The sequence below is a fragment of the Actinoplanes sp. NPDC023714 genome (genome assembly GCF_040639855.1).
In the GTDB taxonomy this organism is placed as follows: domain Bacteria; phylum Actinomycetota; class Actinomycetes; order Mycobacteriales; family Micromonosporaceae; genus Actinoplanes.
Map to the genome: position 1 here is coordinate 798120 of NZ_JBFAAR010000003.1, position 16066 is coordinate 814185.

14 protein-coding genes are annotated in these 16066 nt (G+C 72.4%); 7 read left to right on the forward strand and 7 right to left on the reverse strand.

Features of this window, described 5'->3' with window-relative positions:
• The first annotated feature begins 40 nt into the window (after positions 1-40).
• From AB0G10_RS19020 to AB0G10_RS19040, 5 genes are all read left to right on the forward strand, one after another.
• Positions 41-895, forward strand: a complete 855-nt coding sequence (locus AB0G10_RS19020; RefSeq protein WP_360922850.1) for a LysR family transcriptional regulator — start codon at positions 41-43, stop codon at positions 893-895.
• A gap of 10 nt (positions 896-905) precedes the next feature.
• Positions 906-1916: an NADPH:quinone reductase gene (locus tag AB0G10_RS19025; protein ID WP_360922853.1), complete on the forward strand. Its 1011-nt coding sequence runs from the start codon at positions 906-908 to the stop codon at positions 1914-1916.
• A gap of 48 nt (positions 1917-1964) precedes the next feature.
• Complete coding sequence (locus AB0G10_RS19030) at positions 1965-2465, forward strand: GAF domain-containing protein (protein WP_360922856.1); 501 nt, start codon at positions 1965-1967, stop codon at positions 2463-2465.
• 41 nt (positions 2466-2506) lie between these two features.
• Positions 2507-3550: a hypothetical protein gene (locus AB0G10_RS19035; protein WP_360922859.1), complete on the forward strand. Its 1044-nt coding sequence runs from the start codon at positions 2507-2509 to the stop codon at positions 3548-3550.
• 311 nt (positions 3551-3861) lie between these two features.
• Entirely contained in the window at positions 3862-6873 is a 3012-nt protein-coding gene (locus tag AB0G10_RS19040) for a glycosyl hydrolase (RefSeq protein ID WP_360922865.1), read from the forward strand.
• A 72-nt stretch (positions 6874-6945) separates the two neighbouring features.
• Here AB0G10_RS19040 and AB0G10_RS19045 read toward each other — a convergent pair whose 3' ends face one another.
• The gene (locus AB0G10_RS19045; protein WP_360922868.1) at positions 6946-7848 is read right to left on the reverse strand and encodes a phosphotransferase; all 903 of its coding nucleotides are present in this window, start codon (positions 7846-7848) and stop codon (positions 6946-6948) included.
• 74 nt (positions 7849-7922) lie between these two features.
• On the opposite strand from AB0G10_RS19045, the gene AB0G10_RS19050 reads away from it, so the two are divergent.
• Positions 7923-9410, forward strand: coding sequence for an alpha-N-arabinofuranosidase (locus AB0G10_RS19050; protein ID WP_360923071.1), 1488 nt, complete (start codon positions 7923-7925; stop codon positions 9408-9410).
• 9 nt (positions 9411-9419) lie between these two features.
• On the opposite strand, the gene AB0G10_RS19055 is transcribed toward AB0G10_RS19050, so the two are convergent.
• The 5 genes from AB0G10_RS19055 to AB0G10_RS19075 form a co-directional block, all read right to left on the reverse strand.
• Positions 9420-10043, reverse strand: a complete 624-nt coding sequence (locus AB0G10_RS19055) for a dihydrofolate reductase family protein (protein ID WP_360922871.1) — start codon at positions 10041-10043, stop codon at positions 9420-9422.
• Between the two features lie 80 nt (positions 10044-10123).
• Entirely contained in the window at positions 10124-10555 is a 432-nt protein-coding gene (locus AB0G10_RS19060; RefSeq protein ID WP_360922874.1) for a DUF6174 domain-containing protein, read from the reverse strand.
• Positions 10556-10598: 43 nt separating this feature from the next.
• Entirely contained in the window at positions 10599-10811 is a 213-nt protein-coding gene (locus AB0G10_RS19065; RefSeq protein ID WP_360922877.1) for a hypothetical protein, read from the reverse strand.
• Between the two features lie 32 nt (positions 10812-10843).
• The gene (locus AB0G10_RS19070) at positions 10844-11407 is read right to left on the reverse strand and encodes a sigma-70 family RNA polymerase sigma factor (RefSeq protein WP_360922880.1); all 564 of its coding nucleotides are present in this window, start codon (positions 11405-11407) and stop codon (positions 10844-10846) included.
• 1 nt (position 11408) lies between these two features.
• Positions 11409-12533, reverse strand: coding sequence for a zf-HC2 domain-containing protein (locus AB0G10_RS19075; RefSeq protein WP_360922883.1), 1125 nt, complete (start codon positions 12531-12533; stop codon positions 11409-11411).
• A 207-nt stretch (positions 12534-12740) separates the two neighbouring features.
• On the opposite strand from AB0G10_RS19075, the gene AB0G10_RS19080 reads away from it, so the two are divergent.
• Positions 12741-15404 (forward strand): penicillin acylase family protein, encoded by a 2664-nt coding sequence (locus AB0G10_RS19080; protein ID WP_360922886.1) that lies wholly within the window; start codon positions 12741-12743, stop codon positions 15402-15404.
• On the opposite strand, the gene AB0G10_RS19085 is transcribed toward AB0G10_RS19080, so the two are convergent.
• Positions 15383-16063: a hypothetical protein gene (locus AB0G10_RS19085; RefSeq protein ID WP_360922889.1), complete on the reverse strand. Its 681-nt coding sequence runs from the start codon at positions 16061-16063 to the stop codon at positions 15383-15385. The genes AB0G10_RS19080 and AB0G10_RS19085 overlap by 22 nt on opposite strands.
• Positions 16064-16066 lie beyond the last annotated feature (3 nt).

Below are 16066 nucleotides of genomic sequence, written 5' to 3' on the forward strand. Positions count from 1 at the left end.
CGTAATACCCTGCGGATATCAGCCCCCATAAACTGTGTCCGTGGACGACCTGGAGACCCGCGAACTGCGCTACTTCCTCGCGGTCGCCGACGAGCTGCACTTCGGCCGGGCGGCGGCCCGTCTCGGGATCGCGCAACCGCCCCTGTCCCGCGCGATCGGCCTGCTCGAGCGGCGGCTCGGCGTCCGGCTGTTCGACCGGGACCGCCGCGGGGTGGCGCTCACCGACGCCGGCCGGGTGCTGGTCCGCGAGGCCGGCACGGCCCTCGACGCGGTCGCGGCCGCCGCCCGCCGGACCCGCCGGGCCGGTGATCCGCACCGCCCGCTCGTCCTCGTGACCAAGGCCGGCGCCTCGCACGAGCTGCTGCGACGCCTGCTGGACGCGGTGGAGAGCCAGCCCGAGGTCGTCCTCTGCGAGGTCGGCGAGCAGGCGCACTTCCTCCGCGACGGACGGGCCGACGTCGCCATCATGCACCGCCCGGTCGACGACCTGGCCGGCTTCGACACCGAGGACCTGCACACCGAGGGCCAGGTGGCGATCGTCCCGGCGGCCCATCCGCTGGCGACCCGCGACAGCCTGACGCTCGCCGAGGCCGGCGCCGTCCCCGGCCTGCCGATGGCGCGCTGGCCACGACTCGACGGCACCTATCCGGACGGGCCCGGCCCGGAGGTGCGCACCCAGTCGCAGCTCGCCCAGCTCGTGGCGCTCGGCCGTACCCTGCTCGTGATCCCCGCCTCGAGTCGCGCCTGGCAGTGGCCGGAGCACGTGGCCGTCCCGGTGGTCGACGCCCCGGACATCACGACGGTCCTGGCCTGGCCGGCCGGCAGCCGATCGCCGGAGATCGCGGCGCTGGTCCGGACCGCGACGACGGCCATGGAGCGCGTCGAAAGGACGTAGGTTCGAACCCATGAAGACGATCGTGTTCAGCGGCACCGGCGACAGCACCGTCCTCACGCTCGTCGAGCGTGACCTGCCCGAGCCCGGCGACGGCGAGATCCGGGTACGGATCCACCGGTCCGGCGTCAACCCGACCGACTGGAAACGCCGCGCGGCCGGCGACCTCGGGTTCGCCGAGGTCACCCCGAACATGGACGGTGCCGGCGAGGTCGACGCGGTCGGGCCGGGCGTGCTGTCGCACCGGCCCGGCGACCGGGTGTGGGTCATGCTCGCGGCGCACACCGGCCCGTACGGGACCGCCGCCGAATACTCGATCGTCCCGGCCGCGCACGCGTTCCCGCTGCCGGAAGGCGTCTCGTACGACACCGGGGCCGCGCTCGGCGTCCCCGCGGTCACCGCGCACCGGGCGCTGACCGTGTCGGAGGCGGGCCCGAGCCGTCTCGAGCCGGGTGCGCTCGACGGCCGTACCGTATTGGTCGCCGGCGGCGCCGGCGCGGTGGGCCATGCCGCGATCCAGCTGGCCCGGTGGGCCGGCGCGACCGTCGTGACGACGGTGAGCAGCCCGGAGAAGGCGGCCCTCGCGCGCGCGGCCGGCGCCCACCACGTCGTCGACTACACCAGGGGCGAACCGGCGAAGGAGATCCGCGCGGTGGCCCCGGACGGCGTCGACATCATCGTCGAGGTGTCGGTGGCCCGGAACGCCGAGCTCAATCAGGCGGTCGCCGCGAACCACGCCACCATCGCGATCTACGCGAACAACGGCGGCGACACGGCGGCGTTCGACATCCGCCCGCACATGATGATCAACGCCCGGGTGCAGTTCCTCATCCTCTACACGGTCGGCGAGCAGGCGCTGCAGGCCGCTGCCGAGGACGTCGGCGCGGCCCTGCGCGACGGCGCGCTGCCGGTGGGGGAGGAGCACGGCCTGCCGCTGCACCACTTCCCGCTGGAGCGCACGGCCGAGGCCCACGACGCCGTCGAGCGGGGAGTCGTGGGCAAGGTACTGATCACTACCGACTGAGAGGCGCTCTGCTCCCGGTTCGAAACCGGCCATCCGTACGGTGTTCGCATGCTCAGCTTCGAAACCTGCTCGCTCGACGTGGGCTTCGACAACCGCGAGGCCGCCGTGCGCCGCATCGCCCGGGTCGGCATGCGCGTCGCCGGCCACCTGGACGCGATCGCCGCCGGCATCGCCGCCGAGGCGGGCGCCACGGCATCCGCGATCACCCTGGTTCTGGACCATGTGGTGGTCGCGGCGGGTGCATCGGGCCTGGGAGGTTGGGTACGGGAGTCCCGCGGCATGCCGGCCGCATGGTCGCCGTGCCTGACCGTCGCCAGCCACGACCGGCCCCGCGTCATCGGCGACATGCACGAGGAGCCGGGCGGCGTGCTGCGGACCGCCACCGTGTTTCCGGAGCTGCGCTCCTACGCCGGGGTGCCGATGCACGCCGACGGGCACGTCGTCGGAGCGATCTGCGTGCTCGACGGCCGGCCCGGCGCCTTCAACGAGGGGACGCTCCACCTGCTGGCGGCCGCCGGCGTGCGCGTACACCACCTGCTCGGCCTGTAATACCCGTCCCCGCCCTTCCATCCGCGGTGTTCAATGTCCGGATGGACGTGGTGTTCGACGCGGTGGACGCGGCGCTGGACAGGGTCCGGCGCCGCCTGCCGGCCACCCTGCTCGGCGTCGGCGGCGTCCTGTGGGTGCTGGCGACGGCCGTCTTCACGTGGGTGGCGCTCACCGAGGGCAACCTGGGGTCGGGCGCCGCCCTGACCGTGCTGCCGGGGACCCTGCTCGTCATGGTCGCGGTGCGTGGCCTCGACCGGCTGCGCCGGCCGATCTGGCCGCTCGGCGTCGCGCCGCTGGTGGTGCTCGCCGGCCTGATGATCCCGTCGGTGCCGCCGTCCCAGCCGATCGAGATGGTCATACCGGTCGTCGCCTTCCTCTACGCCCAGCTCTTCCTGGCCGTCGTCGCGGCCGCCGACGAGCTCCACCGCCGCCGTGCGACCCGGGCCGGCGAGCAGCGCCCGGCCATGACCGCCATCGGCCGGCGCCGCCTCCTGCAGACGAAGATCCTGCTGGCGACGCTCGTGGTGCTCGTCCTGTCGCAGACGGCCGGGGATCGGATATCGCTGGAGAACCGGGTGGCCGACCAGCCCGGGCAGGCCACCTTCGAATTCCTCTTCTCCTGCTTCTCCATCCCGATGTTCGTGGGCATCTGGTGGCGCCGCCGCGGCCTGGCCTGGTACGCGGCCATCGCCCTCCCGGCCGTCTTCGCCCTCAGCCTGCTGCCGCGGCCGCCGGAGGCCCTCGGGGAGGTCATCCTCACCCAGGGCTGGATCATCGTGGCCGCGACCTGGCAGTGGCTGAAGGCGGCCCGCGCACCGTTCTGGCCCCACCCGCCCCGGCCCCCGCGACCCCCGCACGAGGCCTGGCAGCAGCGCCCACCCCAGGGCTGGCCGCAGCCGCCCGCCCAGTCCTGGCCACAAGCGCCGACCCGGTCCTGGCCGCAACCGCCCGCCCAGCCTTGGACGCCACCGCCCGCCCAGCCCTGGACGCCGCCGTCCCCGCCGTCGCCGTGGCAGCCGCCACCGCCCCAGCCTTGGCCGCCGGGCTTCCCGCCGTCCTCACCGCCCGGGAAGGATCCGGGGTGAGGACGGCCTACGCGTACGGATCGCGACCCGGCCCCCGCACCGCCGCGGCGGCCGCCTCCGCGATTCCGGCGGCCGCTCCCATGGTGGCCCGGACCGCAGATGCGTCCGGAGTCCGTCGAGCATGGTCGCCGCCTCCTGCACGGTCCGGAGGTCGGAGAGGTCCAGGGCCGGCAGCGTGAAAAGCATGCTCATCAGTGTTCCGTAACCGGCCTGACACATTGACCGAACCGATTACGGCAGTTACCGTCACGGCGTGAGAGCGCTCTCACAGCGCTGAAATCCCCCGTCATCCCCGAACCGGAGGCTTCTCCATGGCCTTGTCCGCCCGCCGCAAGCCGCCGCGACTGGCCGGCCTGATAGCCGCCGCGGTGGCCGTCAGTTCCGGCATTCTGGCCGTGTCGATGACCGGGACGGCGAATGCCGCCACGGTCGGCGCCGGCAGTTACACCGAGACGCTTCCGGCCGGCGCGAAACTGCCGACCGGCTGTGGAAACGTGTCGGCGAATCCGCGGGAGAACGTCACCGCGAACGCGCCGAAGGGTGCCGTGCCGACCAACGACTGGTGGTCGTCGCTGCTGTTCAAGAAGGGTGACGACTGCGCCTTCTCGCAAGCCCTCTACGCGCACCCGGCCGCCTACCGTCCCGTTTCGAGCGGGCTTGGTTTTTCGTACGAACAGACGCCCGCGATCAGTGGCAGCCCGACCGGCCTCGGTGAGTACCACTACCCGTACGCTCAGAAGTTGGTTGTCGGGGTTGCCGGCCTGAACGCGCCGAAGGCGCTCGTCGACGACTGGACGGACTGGACGGTCACCCCGTCGTGGCGTGACGGCACGCGCACGCTGAAGGCGACGATCGGCCACGGCCTGCCGCTGACCTACTTCCAGGCGACCGGCGGCGACGCCCTGATCACCGTGACCGGCCCGCCCACGGCGTGGTCGAACAGCGGCAACCGGCTCGGGTTCTCGATCGCCGGCCAGGACTACGTGGCGTGGGCCCCGGCGGGAGCGACCTGGACGGCGAGCGGCAACACGTACCGGTCGAGCCTCGCCGGAAAGGGGTACTTCACGGTCGGCGTGCTGCCGACGACGTCGGCGACCAGCGTCGCTGACAAGATCGCCCTGGCGGACGGCTGGAATCGGTACGCGCACAACCACGTGACCGGCACGCGGGTCTCCTACTCCTACAACCAGGCGAGCGGGACGGTCAGCACCACGTACGGATTCACCACGACCGCTCGCGAGGGCACCGGCACCGGCACGGTGATCGCGCTCTACCCGCACCAGTGGCGGTACCTGACCGGGTCGACGCCGTCGCCGCAGACCTACGTCTCGCCGCGCGGCCGCATGAAGATCGTCACGGGCACGCAGTTCCAGACGACCATGAAGTACACCGGCGTGCTGCCGGAGATCCCGGCGGTCGCGGACGGCAGCGGCGCCGACCTCACCACGATCACCAACTACCTGAACGCCGAGCTGGCGAACCCGGCCGACTTCCGGGGTGACGACACCTACTGGACCGGCAAGGGCCTCGGCCGCGCCGCCCGGATCGCGGAGATCGCCGACCAGCTCAACCTCACCGGCGTCCGGGACAGCGCGCTCACTGTGATCCGGACCCGGCTCACCGATTGGTTCACGGCGTCGGCCGGCAAGACCTCGCGGGTCTTCTACTACGACAGGAACTGGGGGACCCTGATCGGCTACCCGGCGTCGTACGCCTCCGACGAGGACCTCAACGACCACCACTTCCACTACGGCTACTACGTCGCGGCGGCCGCGACGCTCGCCAAGTTCGACCCGAACTGGGCGTCGAGCGGCCGGTACGGCGGCATGGTCGACCTGCTGATCCGGGACGCCAACAACTACGACCGCGCCGACACCCGGTTCCCGTACCTGCGGGACTTCGACATCTACGCCGGCCACGACTGGGCTTCGGGGCACGGCGCGTTCGGGGCGGGCAACAACCAGGAGTCGTCGTCGGAGGGGCAGAACTTCTCCAACGCGCTGATCCAGTGGGGTCAGGCGACCGGCAACACGGCGGTCCGGGACGCCGGCATCTGGCTGCACACCACGCAGGCCGCGGCGATCAACGAGTACTGGTTCGACGTCACCGGCGAGAACTTCCCGTCCCAGTGGGGGCACAACTACGCCGCCATCGTGTGGGGTTCCGGCGGCGCGTACGCCACCTGGTTCAGCGGGGAGCACGCGCTGGTCGTGGGCATCAACATGCTGCCGATGACCGGCGGGCAGCTCTACCTCGGCGACCACCCGCAGTCGGTGATCAACACGTATGCCGAGCTGGTCCGCAACAACGGCGGCGAGCCGCAGCAGTGGCGGGACATGCACTGGCAGTTCCTGGCGCTCGGCGATCCGGACGCGGCGCTCGCGAAGTTCCGGGCGAGCGGCGGGAACTACACCTCCGAGGAGGGCGAGAGCAAGGCGCACACCTTCCACTGGATCCGCAACCTCGCGGCCCTCGGGACGATCGACAAGACCGTGACGGCCAACCATCCGCTCGCCAAGGTGTTCACCAAGAACGGCGTGAAGACCTACGTCGCCGCCAACATCACGAACAGCACGCTGAACGTGGCGTTCTCGGACGGGCGCACGATGAGTGTCGCGCCGGGGAAGACGGCTACGGTGGGTGGCCTCACCTGGAGCGGCGGCAACGCGAGCGGCGGGGGAACGGTGACGCCGTCGCCGTCTCCCTCGGCCGGTTGCTCACTTCTCTCGCAGGGGCGGGCGGCTACCTCGTCGTCGGTCGAGGAGGGCTACCCGGCCGCCAACGCGGTCGACGGCAACGCGACGACCCGCTGGTCGAGCGCCTTCGCGGACCCGCAGTGGCTGCAGGTCGACCTCGGTTCCACCCGGGCGCTGTCCCGCGCGGAGCTGACCTGGGAAGCCGCGTACGGCAGGGCGTACACCATCCAGACCTCGACCGACGGCACCACCTGGACCACCGCCGCGACCGTCACCGAAGGTGACGGCGGAACCGACACGCTCGCCCTGAGCGGGAACGCCCGCTACGTCCGGATGAACGGCACGGCGCGGGGCACGACCTACGGCTACTCGCTGTTCGAGTTCAAGATCTACGGAGGCTGCGGCACGCCTACGGCCACGACGCCGACGACCAGCCCGACGACCGCCCCCACCACGACCGCCCCGACCACGACCGCCCCGTCCGGCACCTCCTGGCAGCCGAACGTCGCCTATGCCGCCGGCGCGGTCGTGACCTACAACGGCGCGCGCTACCAGTGCCGCCAGGCCCACACGTCACTCGCGGGCTGGGAGCCGCCGAACGTCCTCTCCCTCTGGCTGCCGCTCTAGAAGACCACCGATGAGCAGGGCCGGGAGCTTTCGCTTCCGGCCCTGCCTCTTCTGTACGGGTGGGACATCAGCTCACGGCGCGCGCCGCCACCAGAAGCGATCGGCGACCACCTCGTGCAGCCGGCTCACGCGTTTGCGCAGCAGTTCCCCGCCGGCGATCCGGATGTCCGCGGCGAGATAGTTCGCCTCCCGGACCTCGCAGGCCGCGCGGAGGTGATCCTCCGGCAGCCCGGTCTCCCCGGCGACCGCGTCGAGGACGGCCGTCGTGTGCGCACCGCTGTCCGCGATCACGAAGAACCAGTCGTCCATCGGCTCCCCGAACCGGGCCCACTCGAAGTCGAGCAGCGCCGTGAGCGTCCCGTCGCAGGCGAGCCAGTTGCCCCAGTGGCAGTCGGCGTGCACCGGCGTCGTCGTGGCGGCCCGTTCCGGCGCCCGCCCGGCGATGGACAGGAGCCCGTCGAGAAGAGCGGGCGACAGGCCGGGCACGTCCATCGCCGTCAGGCCCTCGATCTCGGCGAGCAGCCCGGCCCGGCTCGCGAAGCCGCCGTGGTCGAGCGGCTCCCGCAGCACCTCCGCGGCGTGGGCCGGCGGAACCCACTCGTGCAGGACTCGCAGCCGTTCGACGGCCTGCCGCGCCAGCGACACGGCGGTGCCCTCGCCGGCCTCGGGCAGGCCCATCCCCGGAACCGTCCCGGGCACCCGCGCGTAGGCCGCGTAGCGCACCCCGCTCCCGTGCACCCCGCTGCCGAGGAGCCGCGCCGTGAGCCCGGCCGGCAGGCTCGAGCTCAGCGCGATCTCCCGGTCCAGCCGGGCGTGGCCGGCGGAGTCGATCACCTTCACGACGACGTCGGCGCCCACGTGGACCGCGTGCGAGAGGCTGTCCGCCACGGTCATCGGCCCGGGGTCGCGTCCCAGCACGGCGGTGGCGATGGCCCTGGCAGCGTCCGGTCGGGTCGTCACATCGGTCGATCTCATGTGATCACCGTAGGCGGTCCGCCGGCGTTGTAGAGTCCTGGACTGTGCCGCCGGAGCTGAAGGGGGACCACCTCATGACAGTGGCCCGGCTCACCCTCGACCCGGCCTTCGTCGTCGGCCCGGTGGATCGGAGGCTCTTCGGGTCCTTCGTGGAACACATGGGCCGCTGCGTCTACACCGGCGTCTTCGAGCCCGGGCACCCCCGGGCCGACGCAGGCGGCCTGCGCACCGACGTGCTCGACCTGGTGCGCGAGCTGGGAGTCACGACCGTCCGCTATCCGGGCGGCAACTTCGTCTCGGCGTACCGATGGGAGGACGGCGTCGGCCCGGCCGGCGACCGGCCCCGCCGGCTCGACCTGGCCTGGCGCACCCTGGAGAGCAACGCGTTCGGCCTCAACGAGTTCATGCGCTGGGCCGGGCTGGCCGGCGCCGAGCCGATGATGGCCGTCAACCTCGGCACCCGCGGCCCGGCCGAGGCCGCCGAGCTGGTCGAGTACTGCAATCTGGACGCCGGCACGGCCGCGGCCGACCTGCGCCGCGAGCACGGCGTGGCCCGGCCGCACGACATCCGGCTCTGGTGTCTCGGCAACGAGATGGACGGCCCGTGGCAGATCGGCAGCCGCACGGCCGAGGAGTACGGCCGGATCGCCGCCCGCGCCGGGCACGCCATGAAACGCGTCGACCCGGGCATCGAGCTGGTCGCGTGCGGCAGCTCGGACGCCGGGATGCCGACGTTCGCGGCGTGGGAGGCGACCGTCCTCGAGCACGCGTACGACCAGGTCGACTACCTGTCCCTGCACGCCTACTACGACCCCGAGCAGTACGACGAGGCGAGCTTCCGGGCCTCGGCGGTGCACCTCGACGCGTCCATCGACGCGGTGCTCGCCACCGCCGACCACGTCCGGGCGAAGCTGCGCCGCACCAAGCGGATCAACCTGGCCCTCGACGAGTGGAACGTCTGGTACAAGTCGCGGCACGTCGAGCCGGAGAACCGCGGCATCGAGGACAACCCTGCGCTGATCGAGGACGACTTCACCGTCACCGACGCCATGGTGGTCGGCAACCTGCTGATCAGCATGCTGCGCCACGCCGACCGGCTCACCGTCGGCTGCCAGGCCCAGCTCGTCAACATCATCGCCCCGATCCGCACCCTGCCGGGCGGCCCGGCCTGGCGGCAGACGATCTTCCATCCGTTCGCCCGGACCGCGCGGCTGGCCCGCGGCACCGTGCTGCGGCCCGCCCTCACCGCGCCGCCGATGACGACCGGCCGGTACGGCGACGTCCCGGCCGTCGACGCGGTGGCCACCCTGGACGGCCGGGATCTCACGGTGTTCGCTGTCAACCGCGGCACCGAGCCGATCCCGCTGCGCCTGGACCTGCGGGCGTTCGGCGTGCTCCGCCCCGGCGAGCACCTCGTGCTGGCGAACGCCGACCCGCACCTCACCAACACGGCCGACAACCCGGACCGGGTCACGCTCGCCGTGCGCCCCGGCGGCACCGAGGTCCTGATGCCGCCGGTCTCGTGGCACGCGCTGAGCTACGTCCTCATGCGGGAAGCGTGAACGGGGTGACTAGAGGTCGCCCATGTCTCCGGTGGCGGGCGTGCCCGGCTCGAGGCCGTAGCTGAGCATCACGGCGCCCTTCGGCGACGTGACAGCGGGCTCGAGCAGCTTCAGGTTGGCCGGCACCTCGCCGCCGTCGAACACCTTCTTGCCGGTGCCCAGCACGATCGGGTAGACGAAGAGGTTGAGCCGGTCGAACAGCCGCTCGCGGAGCAGCGACTGCACCAGGTTGACGCTGCCGATCACGTGGACGTCCTCGTGCCGGTCACGGATCTCGCGGACCGCGGCCGGCAGGTCGGCGCCGAGCTGCGACGAGCCGGCCCAGGTCAGCTTCGGGGCGCCGCGGGAGGCGACGTATTTCGGGATCCGGTTGAAGGTCGCGGCGATGCTGCTGTTCGCACCGTCCTCCTGGTGCGGCCAGTACGCGGCGAAGATGTCGTAGGTGCGCCGGCCCAGCAGCAGCGCGTCGGTCTTCCGGATGCCGGCCTCGACCCGCTCGCCGACCGCCTCGTCGAAGAGCGGCGCCTGCCACCCGCCGAACGGGAAGTCGTTCTCCGGGTCCTCCTCCGGGCCGCCCGGCGCCTGCGCGACCAGGTCGAGCGTGGTGAACAGGTCGATGGCGATGATGCCCATGATGTCCTCCTCGTTGGTCCGTCACCCCGGTAGACCACGGCCGCACCGGAAACTCACCGCTCGGCGAGCGAAGCGTCGCTCTACGAGGTGCTGAAACCGGTGATCGTGTAGCAGGCCTCGTCGTCGACGGCGTTCTCCTCGGAATCGATCCTGATCCCGGCGGGCCGGCCGGCCGGGTCGGTGGTGACCTCGGCGATGTGCGCGCCCTGGCTCCGGGCCGTGTCCACCTGGCCGAGGAGGTCGCCCAGCGTCGGCATCCGCTCGGTGCCGAGGGTCTCGACCGCCCATTCGCCGCCCTCGTCGAGGCTTTCGGCGGCGCTGACCGCGCCCTGCTCGACGGTGATCCGGAACTTCCCGATCAGGGCGCGCTCCCCGCACCGGGAATCGAGGTCGTAGCGGTAGGAGGCGGGTTCCCGCCACTCGGCGGCGGCCGGCTCGGGGGTTCCGCCACAGCCGGAGAGGGCGGCCGTGGCCACTGCCACGACCGCCCATCGGCGTCTCTGATCCGTCATGCCGCTTCGACGGGGCCGGCCTCCGCCGGGTTCCGGGCCGTCATCAGCTTTCGGAGAGACGATCAGCCCGCTTGTCGATGTCCTTCGCCTGCGCGGTGACCTCCGAGCCGAGCCTGTGCAGCCGGGCATTCGTGGCGGCGTCCGGCGACCGTTCGGCGCTGCGATGCAGGATCGCCTCGGCGATCTCCAGCCGTTCGGCGGTGTCGTGCATCGCAGCGGCGGTCCGGTCCCGGTGATTCTCGTCGCGCGCGGTCACACCGTCGCGGTACCCGAAAACGATCAAACAAATCATTCCGAGTGGATGCCCTCGGCGGTGAGCCGCTCGCCGATCCGGTGCAGCGCGTTGCGCAGCCGCCACTTCGCGGTGCCCTCCGGGATGTTCAGCGCCACCGCCACCTCCCGGTAGGTCAGCCCGTCGTAGTACGCGAGCAGCACCGCCTGCCGATGCGTGGCCGGGAGGTCCGCGACCGCCCGCCGCACCTGCGAATGGGTGGCCGACACCAGCACGGCCTCCTCGACCCGATGCTCCGGCTCGCCCTCGACCACGTAGGCCAGCGCGTGGGCCTGCGCCCGCCGCCGGCGCACCCAGTCGATCCCGCGCCGCCGGGCGATCATGCTGAGCCATCCGCCGAGCGGCGCCCGGTGCGGGTCGAACCGCTCGGGCCGCTGCCACAGGTCGACGAAGACCTCCTGGGTGATGTCCTCGGCCGCGCCGCGATCGCGCGTGGTCTGCAGCGCCAGGCCGTAGACGAGCGGGCTGTAGGTGTCGTACACCTCCGCCAGGCACTCCTCGGAACCGGCGATCAACCCGTCGCGGATCCGCACGTCCTCAGCGTCCGGAAGTGTGCGCATCTCACTCACACCCCATCGTCGAAGCCACCGTGAGCAGGCCGTTCGCGGCGGCCGCATCGCCGCTGACCGCCGCGCCGGCCACTTCCGGCTGGAGCCGCCCGGCGAGCAGGCGGCAGAATCGGTCGGCCGGCATCGACACCTCGGCGACCGCGACGCCCTCGCCGACCAGGTGGTCGCGGCCACCCTCGCCGGTCAGCGACAGATGGACCGCGCCGCGATGGCCGGCCGCTCGCATGGCCGCCGGCAGCAGCGCCAGCGCGAACCCGACGATGTCCGCGGTCTGCCGCCCGTTCGGCCGCTGCGGCGGCAGATCGAGCACCGCCCGCACGTCCTCGGCGTGGATCCACGTCTCGAATCCACGCTGGATCATCGCCTCGCGCATCGGCCGCCGCAGCGCCCGGCGCCCCGCGAGCCGCACTTCCCGCCCGAGAAGACCGGCATCCGCGTGGCTGAGCGCGGCGATGATGGCGCCGGCTTGGGTGCGCCATTCCTTGCGTACGTCGGAAGCCCCGCCACCCACCGGAATGCCGCCGCGCCCGTGGGCCGGGGATGTGCCGGCCTCCAACGGCTCGGCGTCGTCCCCGCGCGTCCGCGGCATGCCGGCCTGCGGTGGCTCGGCGTCGTCCCCGTGGGTGTGCCGCGGGCCGGCGCTCGCCGGGTCGGCGCCTCGTCCGTTCCAGCGCGCGGCGCCGGCGCCGGCATGGGGTCCGCCTATCCCCGCCGCGGCGGCGACCAGGCGATCGTTGCCGGACAGGTGGACCATCAGAGCGGTCACGGTCGGGTGTGGTTTCGACGGGCGGCGCCACTGGTCGGCGCTGAGGGCGGCCAGCAGCGTGTCCAGTTCGGCCACCTGGGCGGCGTAGACGTCGCTGAGCCGGCGCGCCTCGGTGAGCCGGGCCGGCCGGGCCGCGAGGGCGGCGGTCAGCACCCGGGAGCGCAGGGCGGGCGCCGGCCGGCGGGCCGCGGACGCGCCGATCCACTCGGCCGTGCGGGAGAGCGTGTCGATCTCCGCGGCGCAGGCCGGGCAGGTGGTCACGTGCTCGGCGACGGCGGCCGTCTCGTCGGGGGAGCAGGCGCCGACCGCGTACGGCCCGGCGAGGTCCCCGATGTGTCCGTTCTCGAACATTTGATCTCCGCTGCGAGGGCGGTCCGTGGGAAACGTGAAGACTGGCACCGATCGCTCGGATTCCGTGTCGTTGATCCGGCCCTGTCGCAAGTGGGACAACGGCCGCCGAGATGTGACCCCGGTCACAACACCGATCGATCTCCGTCTAAGCCGCGGGGTCGGCCGAACGCTGTGTGCCAGTCGAACGGCTCGAGGGGAGAAACCTCCATGCCCAAAGCCCACATCGCTCTGCTCGCCACCGGCGCCCTGGTGGCCGGCCTGTTCAGCGGCGCGCCACCGGCGGCCGCGGCCCCGGCTTCGGTGACCCGGGACGTCAACGGGGTTCCGCACCTGCGGGCCGGGAGCCAGTACGACCTGTTCCGCCTCCAGGGCCGGGTGCACGCCGAGGACCGGATGTTCCAGATGGACGTCTCGCGCCGGCGGGGATCGGGCACCCTCGCCGAACTGATCGGCAGCAGCGCCCTCCCGAGCGACGTCCAGATGCGGACCATGGGTTTGCGCCGCACCGCGGAGAAGGGCCTCACGCTTCTGTCGGCGGACACCCGCACGGCACTCCGGGCGTACACGGAAGGGGTCAACGAATGGCTCGCGCGCGGCGATCTGCCTGAGCAGTATCGGACCGTGCGGGTCACGAAGGTGGCGCCGTGGACCGAGGTGGACAGTCTCGTCGTGATCAAGACGCTGGCGTTCAGCCTCTCGTTCGATCTCGACATCGATCGGACCACGGCGGTGAGCGCCTACGACGCGGCCGGCTACGACGGCCAGAAGGCGGTCTTCGGCGACCTCATGCCGTTCGCGCCGTTCCGGCAGGCCACGCCGGGGGAGGACTTCCGGCCGACCCCGCGGGTGGACCAGCCGGAATCGGTCACGCGGATGGCGGACGACTACCTCGCCCGAGCCCGCCAGGCCCCGCCGATCGAGGAGGCGCTGAACCGTTCCGGCGACCGCGGCTCCAATTCCTGGGTGATCGGCGGCCGGCACACCGCGAACGGCCGGCCGATCCTCGCCAGCGATCCGCACCTCAGCCTCGAATCGCCGTCGACATTCCACCCGATCGATCTGCGCGGCGGCGGATTCGACGTTCGCGGCGACAGCCTGCCCGGGGCGCCGTTCGTGATCCTGGGACAGAATCAGAGGATTTCGTACGCCGCGACACAGCATTTCATGGACGTCACCGACACCTACGTCGAGAAGGTCCGGCCCGACGCCGCGTCGCCGAGCGGCCTGTCCACCCTCTATCGGGGCGGGCGCGAGCCCGTCGTCGCCATTCCCGAGACGTTCCGCGTCAATCCGCGCGTGGCCGGACGACAGGACGCGCTCGACGTGGTGCCCGCCGGCGGGGCGATCCCGGCCCGCACGCTCATCGTGCCGCGACGCAACAACGGACCCCTTCTCTCGTACGACGAGAAGGCCGGCACCGGGTTGTCGGTGCAGTACACCGGCTTCTCGCCGTCCGCCGAGCTCGACGCGTTCCGGCTGTTCAACCTGGCCGGCGACGTGGACGACTTCCGCGAGGCGCTGCAGTTCTTCGACGTGGGCGGGCAGCATTTCGTCTACGCCGACGTGAAGGGCACGATCGCCTACTTCACCAATTCCGAGATCCCGGTGCGCGAGGACCTGCAGGCGGGAAAGGTGCACGGCAACCCGCCCTATCTGCTCCGGGACGGCACCGGAGGCAATGAGTGGCTCCCGGTGCGGAACCGGCAGCCACATCAGGCGCTGCCGTACGAAATAGTGCCTTTCCGGGAATTGCCCTCGGTGGTGAATCCGTCGTCCGGGTTCATCGTGTCGGCGAACAACGACTCGACCGGGAACACCTTCGACAACGACATGCTGAACCAGCGGCGGCCCGGCGGCGGAATCTCCTACGTCAGCTTCTTCCACAACGGATTCCGGGCCGCGCGGATCACCGACATGATCCGTGCCGCGGTGCGCCGGGGCGGGATCACGCCCGAGGACGTGGTCGCCATGCAGGCCGACACCACGGCGATCGACGCGCAGTTCTTCGCCCCGATGATCGCCGCCGCGCTGAAGAGGGCCGCGTCCGGTTCCGATCCGGCGCCGGCCGCCCTGGCCTCGGACAAGCGCATCGTCGAGGCGGCCGGTCGCCTGGCCCGGTGGAACCACACCTTCCCGACCGGCATCGCCGAGGGCTACGACGCCGCGGACGACGGCGACCGGCTCGCCCCGCCTGCCCGGCAGGAGATCGACGCCAGCGTGGCCGCCACGATCTACGTGCTGTGGCGCGGCCGGTTCGTCACCGAGGTCTTCGACAAGCACCTGAAGGCCGGGCTGCCACCGGCCGGCGACTTCCACGCGATGCAGGCCCTCAAGCGGCTGATCGCGCGCGGCGGCGCCGGCGAATCCGGCATCGACTTCTTCGCGGTGCCCGGCATCGAGGACCCGGAGGCCCGGCGCGACTACCTGATGCTGAAGAGCCTCGGCGACGCGCTGACCCTGGCGGCCGGCCCCTCCTTCGAGGCGGCGTTCGCCGGTTCCACCGACCAGGACGACTACCGGTGGGGGAGGCTGCACCGGATCACGCTGGTCTCACCGCTGGGCGCGCCCTACTCGGTTCCGTCGGCGGGCAACCGCTTCGCGCCGCCGCTGGCCGGCCTGTCCGGCATCCCGGTCGACGGCGCCGGCAACGTGCCGGACGTGGCGGGCCACCCGCTGCGCGCCGACACCCCCGAGAAGTTCGTGATCAGCCTGGTGCCGGCCCGCCGCTTCGTGGCCCAGGCCCAGCCGTCCGGATGGCGGACCCTGGACGCGCTGCCGGGCGGCGTCAGCGAGCGGCCCGGCGACCGGTTCGAGCAGAACCTGCTGCGCGGCTGGCTCGCGAACGACCCCTATCCACTGACCACCCGCTGACCCTCCGGATCTCCGGCTCCCTCCGCGAGGGCCAGGGCGTGTGCCCGGCCCGGGCAGCGGCGGGGGCCGGCGCCGAAGGCCAGGTCGCCGGCGAGGCGGACCTCGACCACCTCGCCGGCCTCGACGGTCCGGCCGCCGATCGTGGTGGCGGTCAGGGCCTGGCGCTTGGTCGCGACCACCGGGGGATCGTCGCGCAGGACGGCGTCGATCGTGCGGTCGCGGGAACGGGCGATGAGGGCGGCGGTGGCCTCGCAGGCCTGAACCAGGATGCCGATGCGGGCCGCCGTGGCCTCGTCGAAGGTGCCGCCGAACACCCGGACCAGGGCGTCGACGGCCGGGTCCGCCAGGGCGTCGTCGCCGGTGCCGGGCTGGTAGGCCTGGGCGGCCGCGCGGACGAGACCGACGACCGGCTCGGTGACGCCCATGGCCGCGGCCAGGATCGCGACCGGGTGAGCCGGGCCGGGATCGCGGAGGTGGGCCAGGGGGATCGCGTCGAGGATGGCTACCTGGATGGCGCGGCGGCGTTCGTGGGTGGCGCCGTTGCTGAAGCGGCCCACGGTGGCGCGCAGCCAGGCGATCCCGGTCCGGCCGGGCGGCACGGGCGGAACCACGAAATCGGGGGAGCCGAGCACGGCCCGGGCGTCGTCGATCTGCTGCATGGG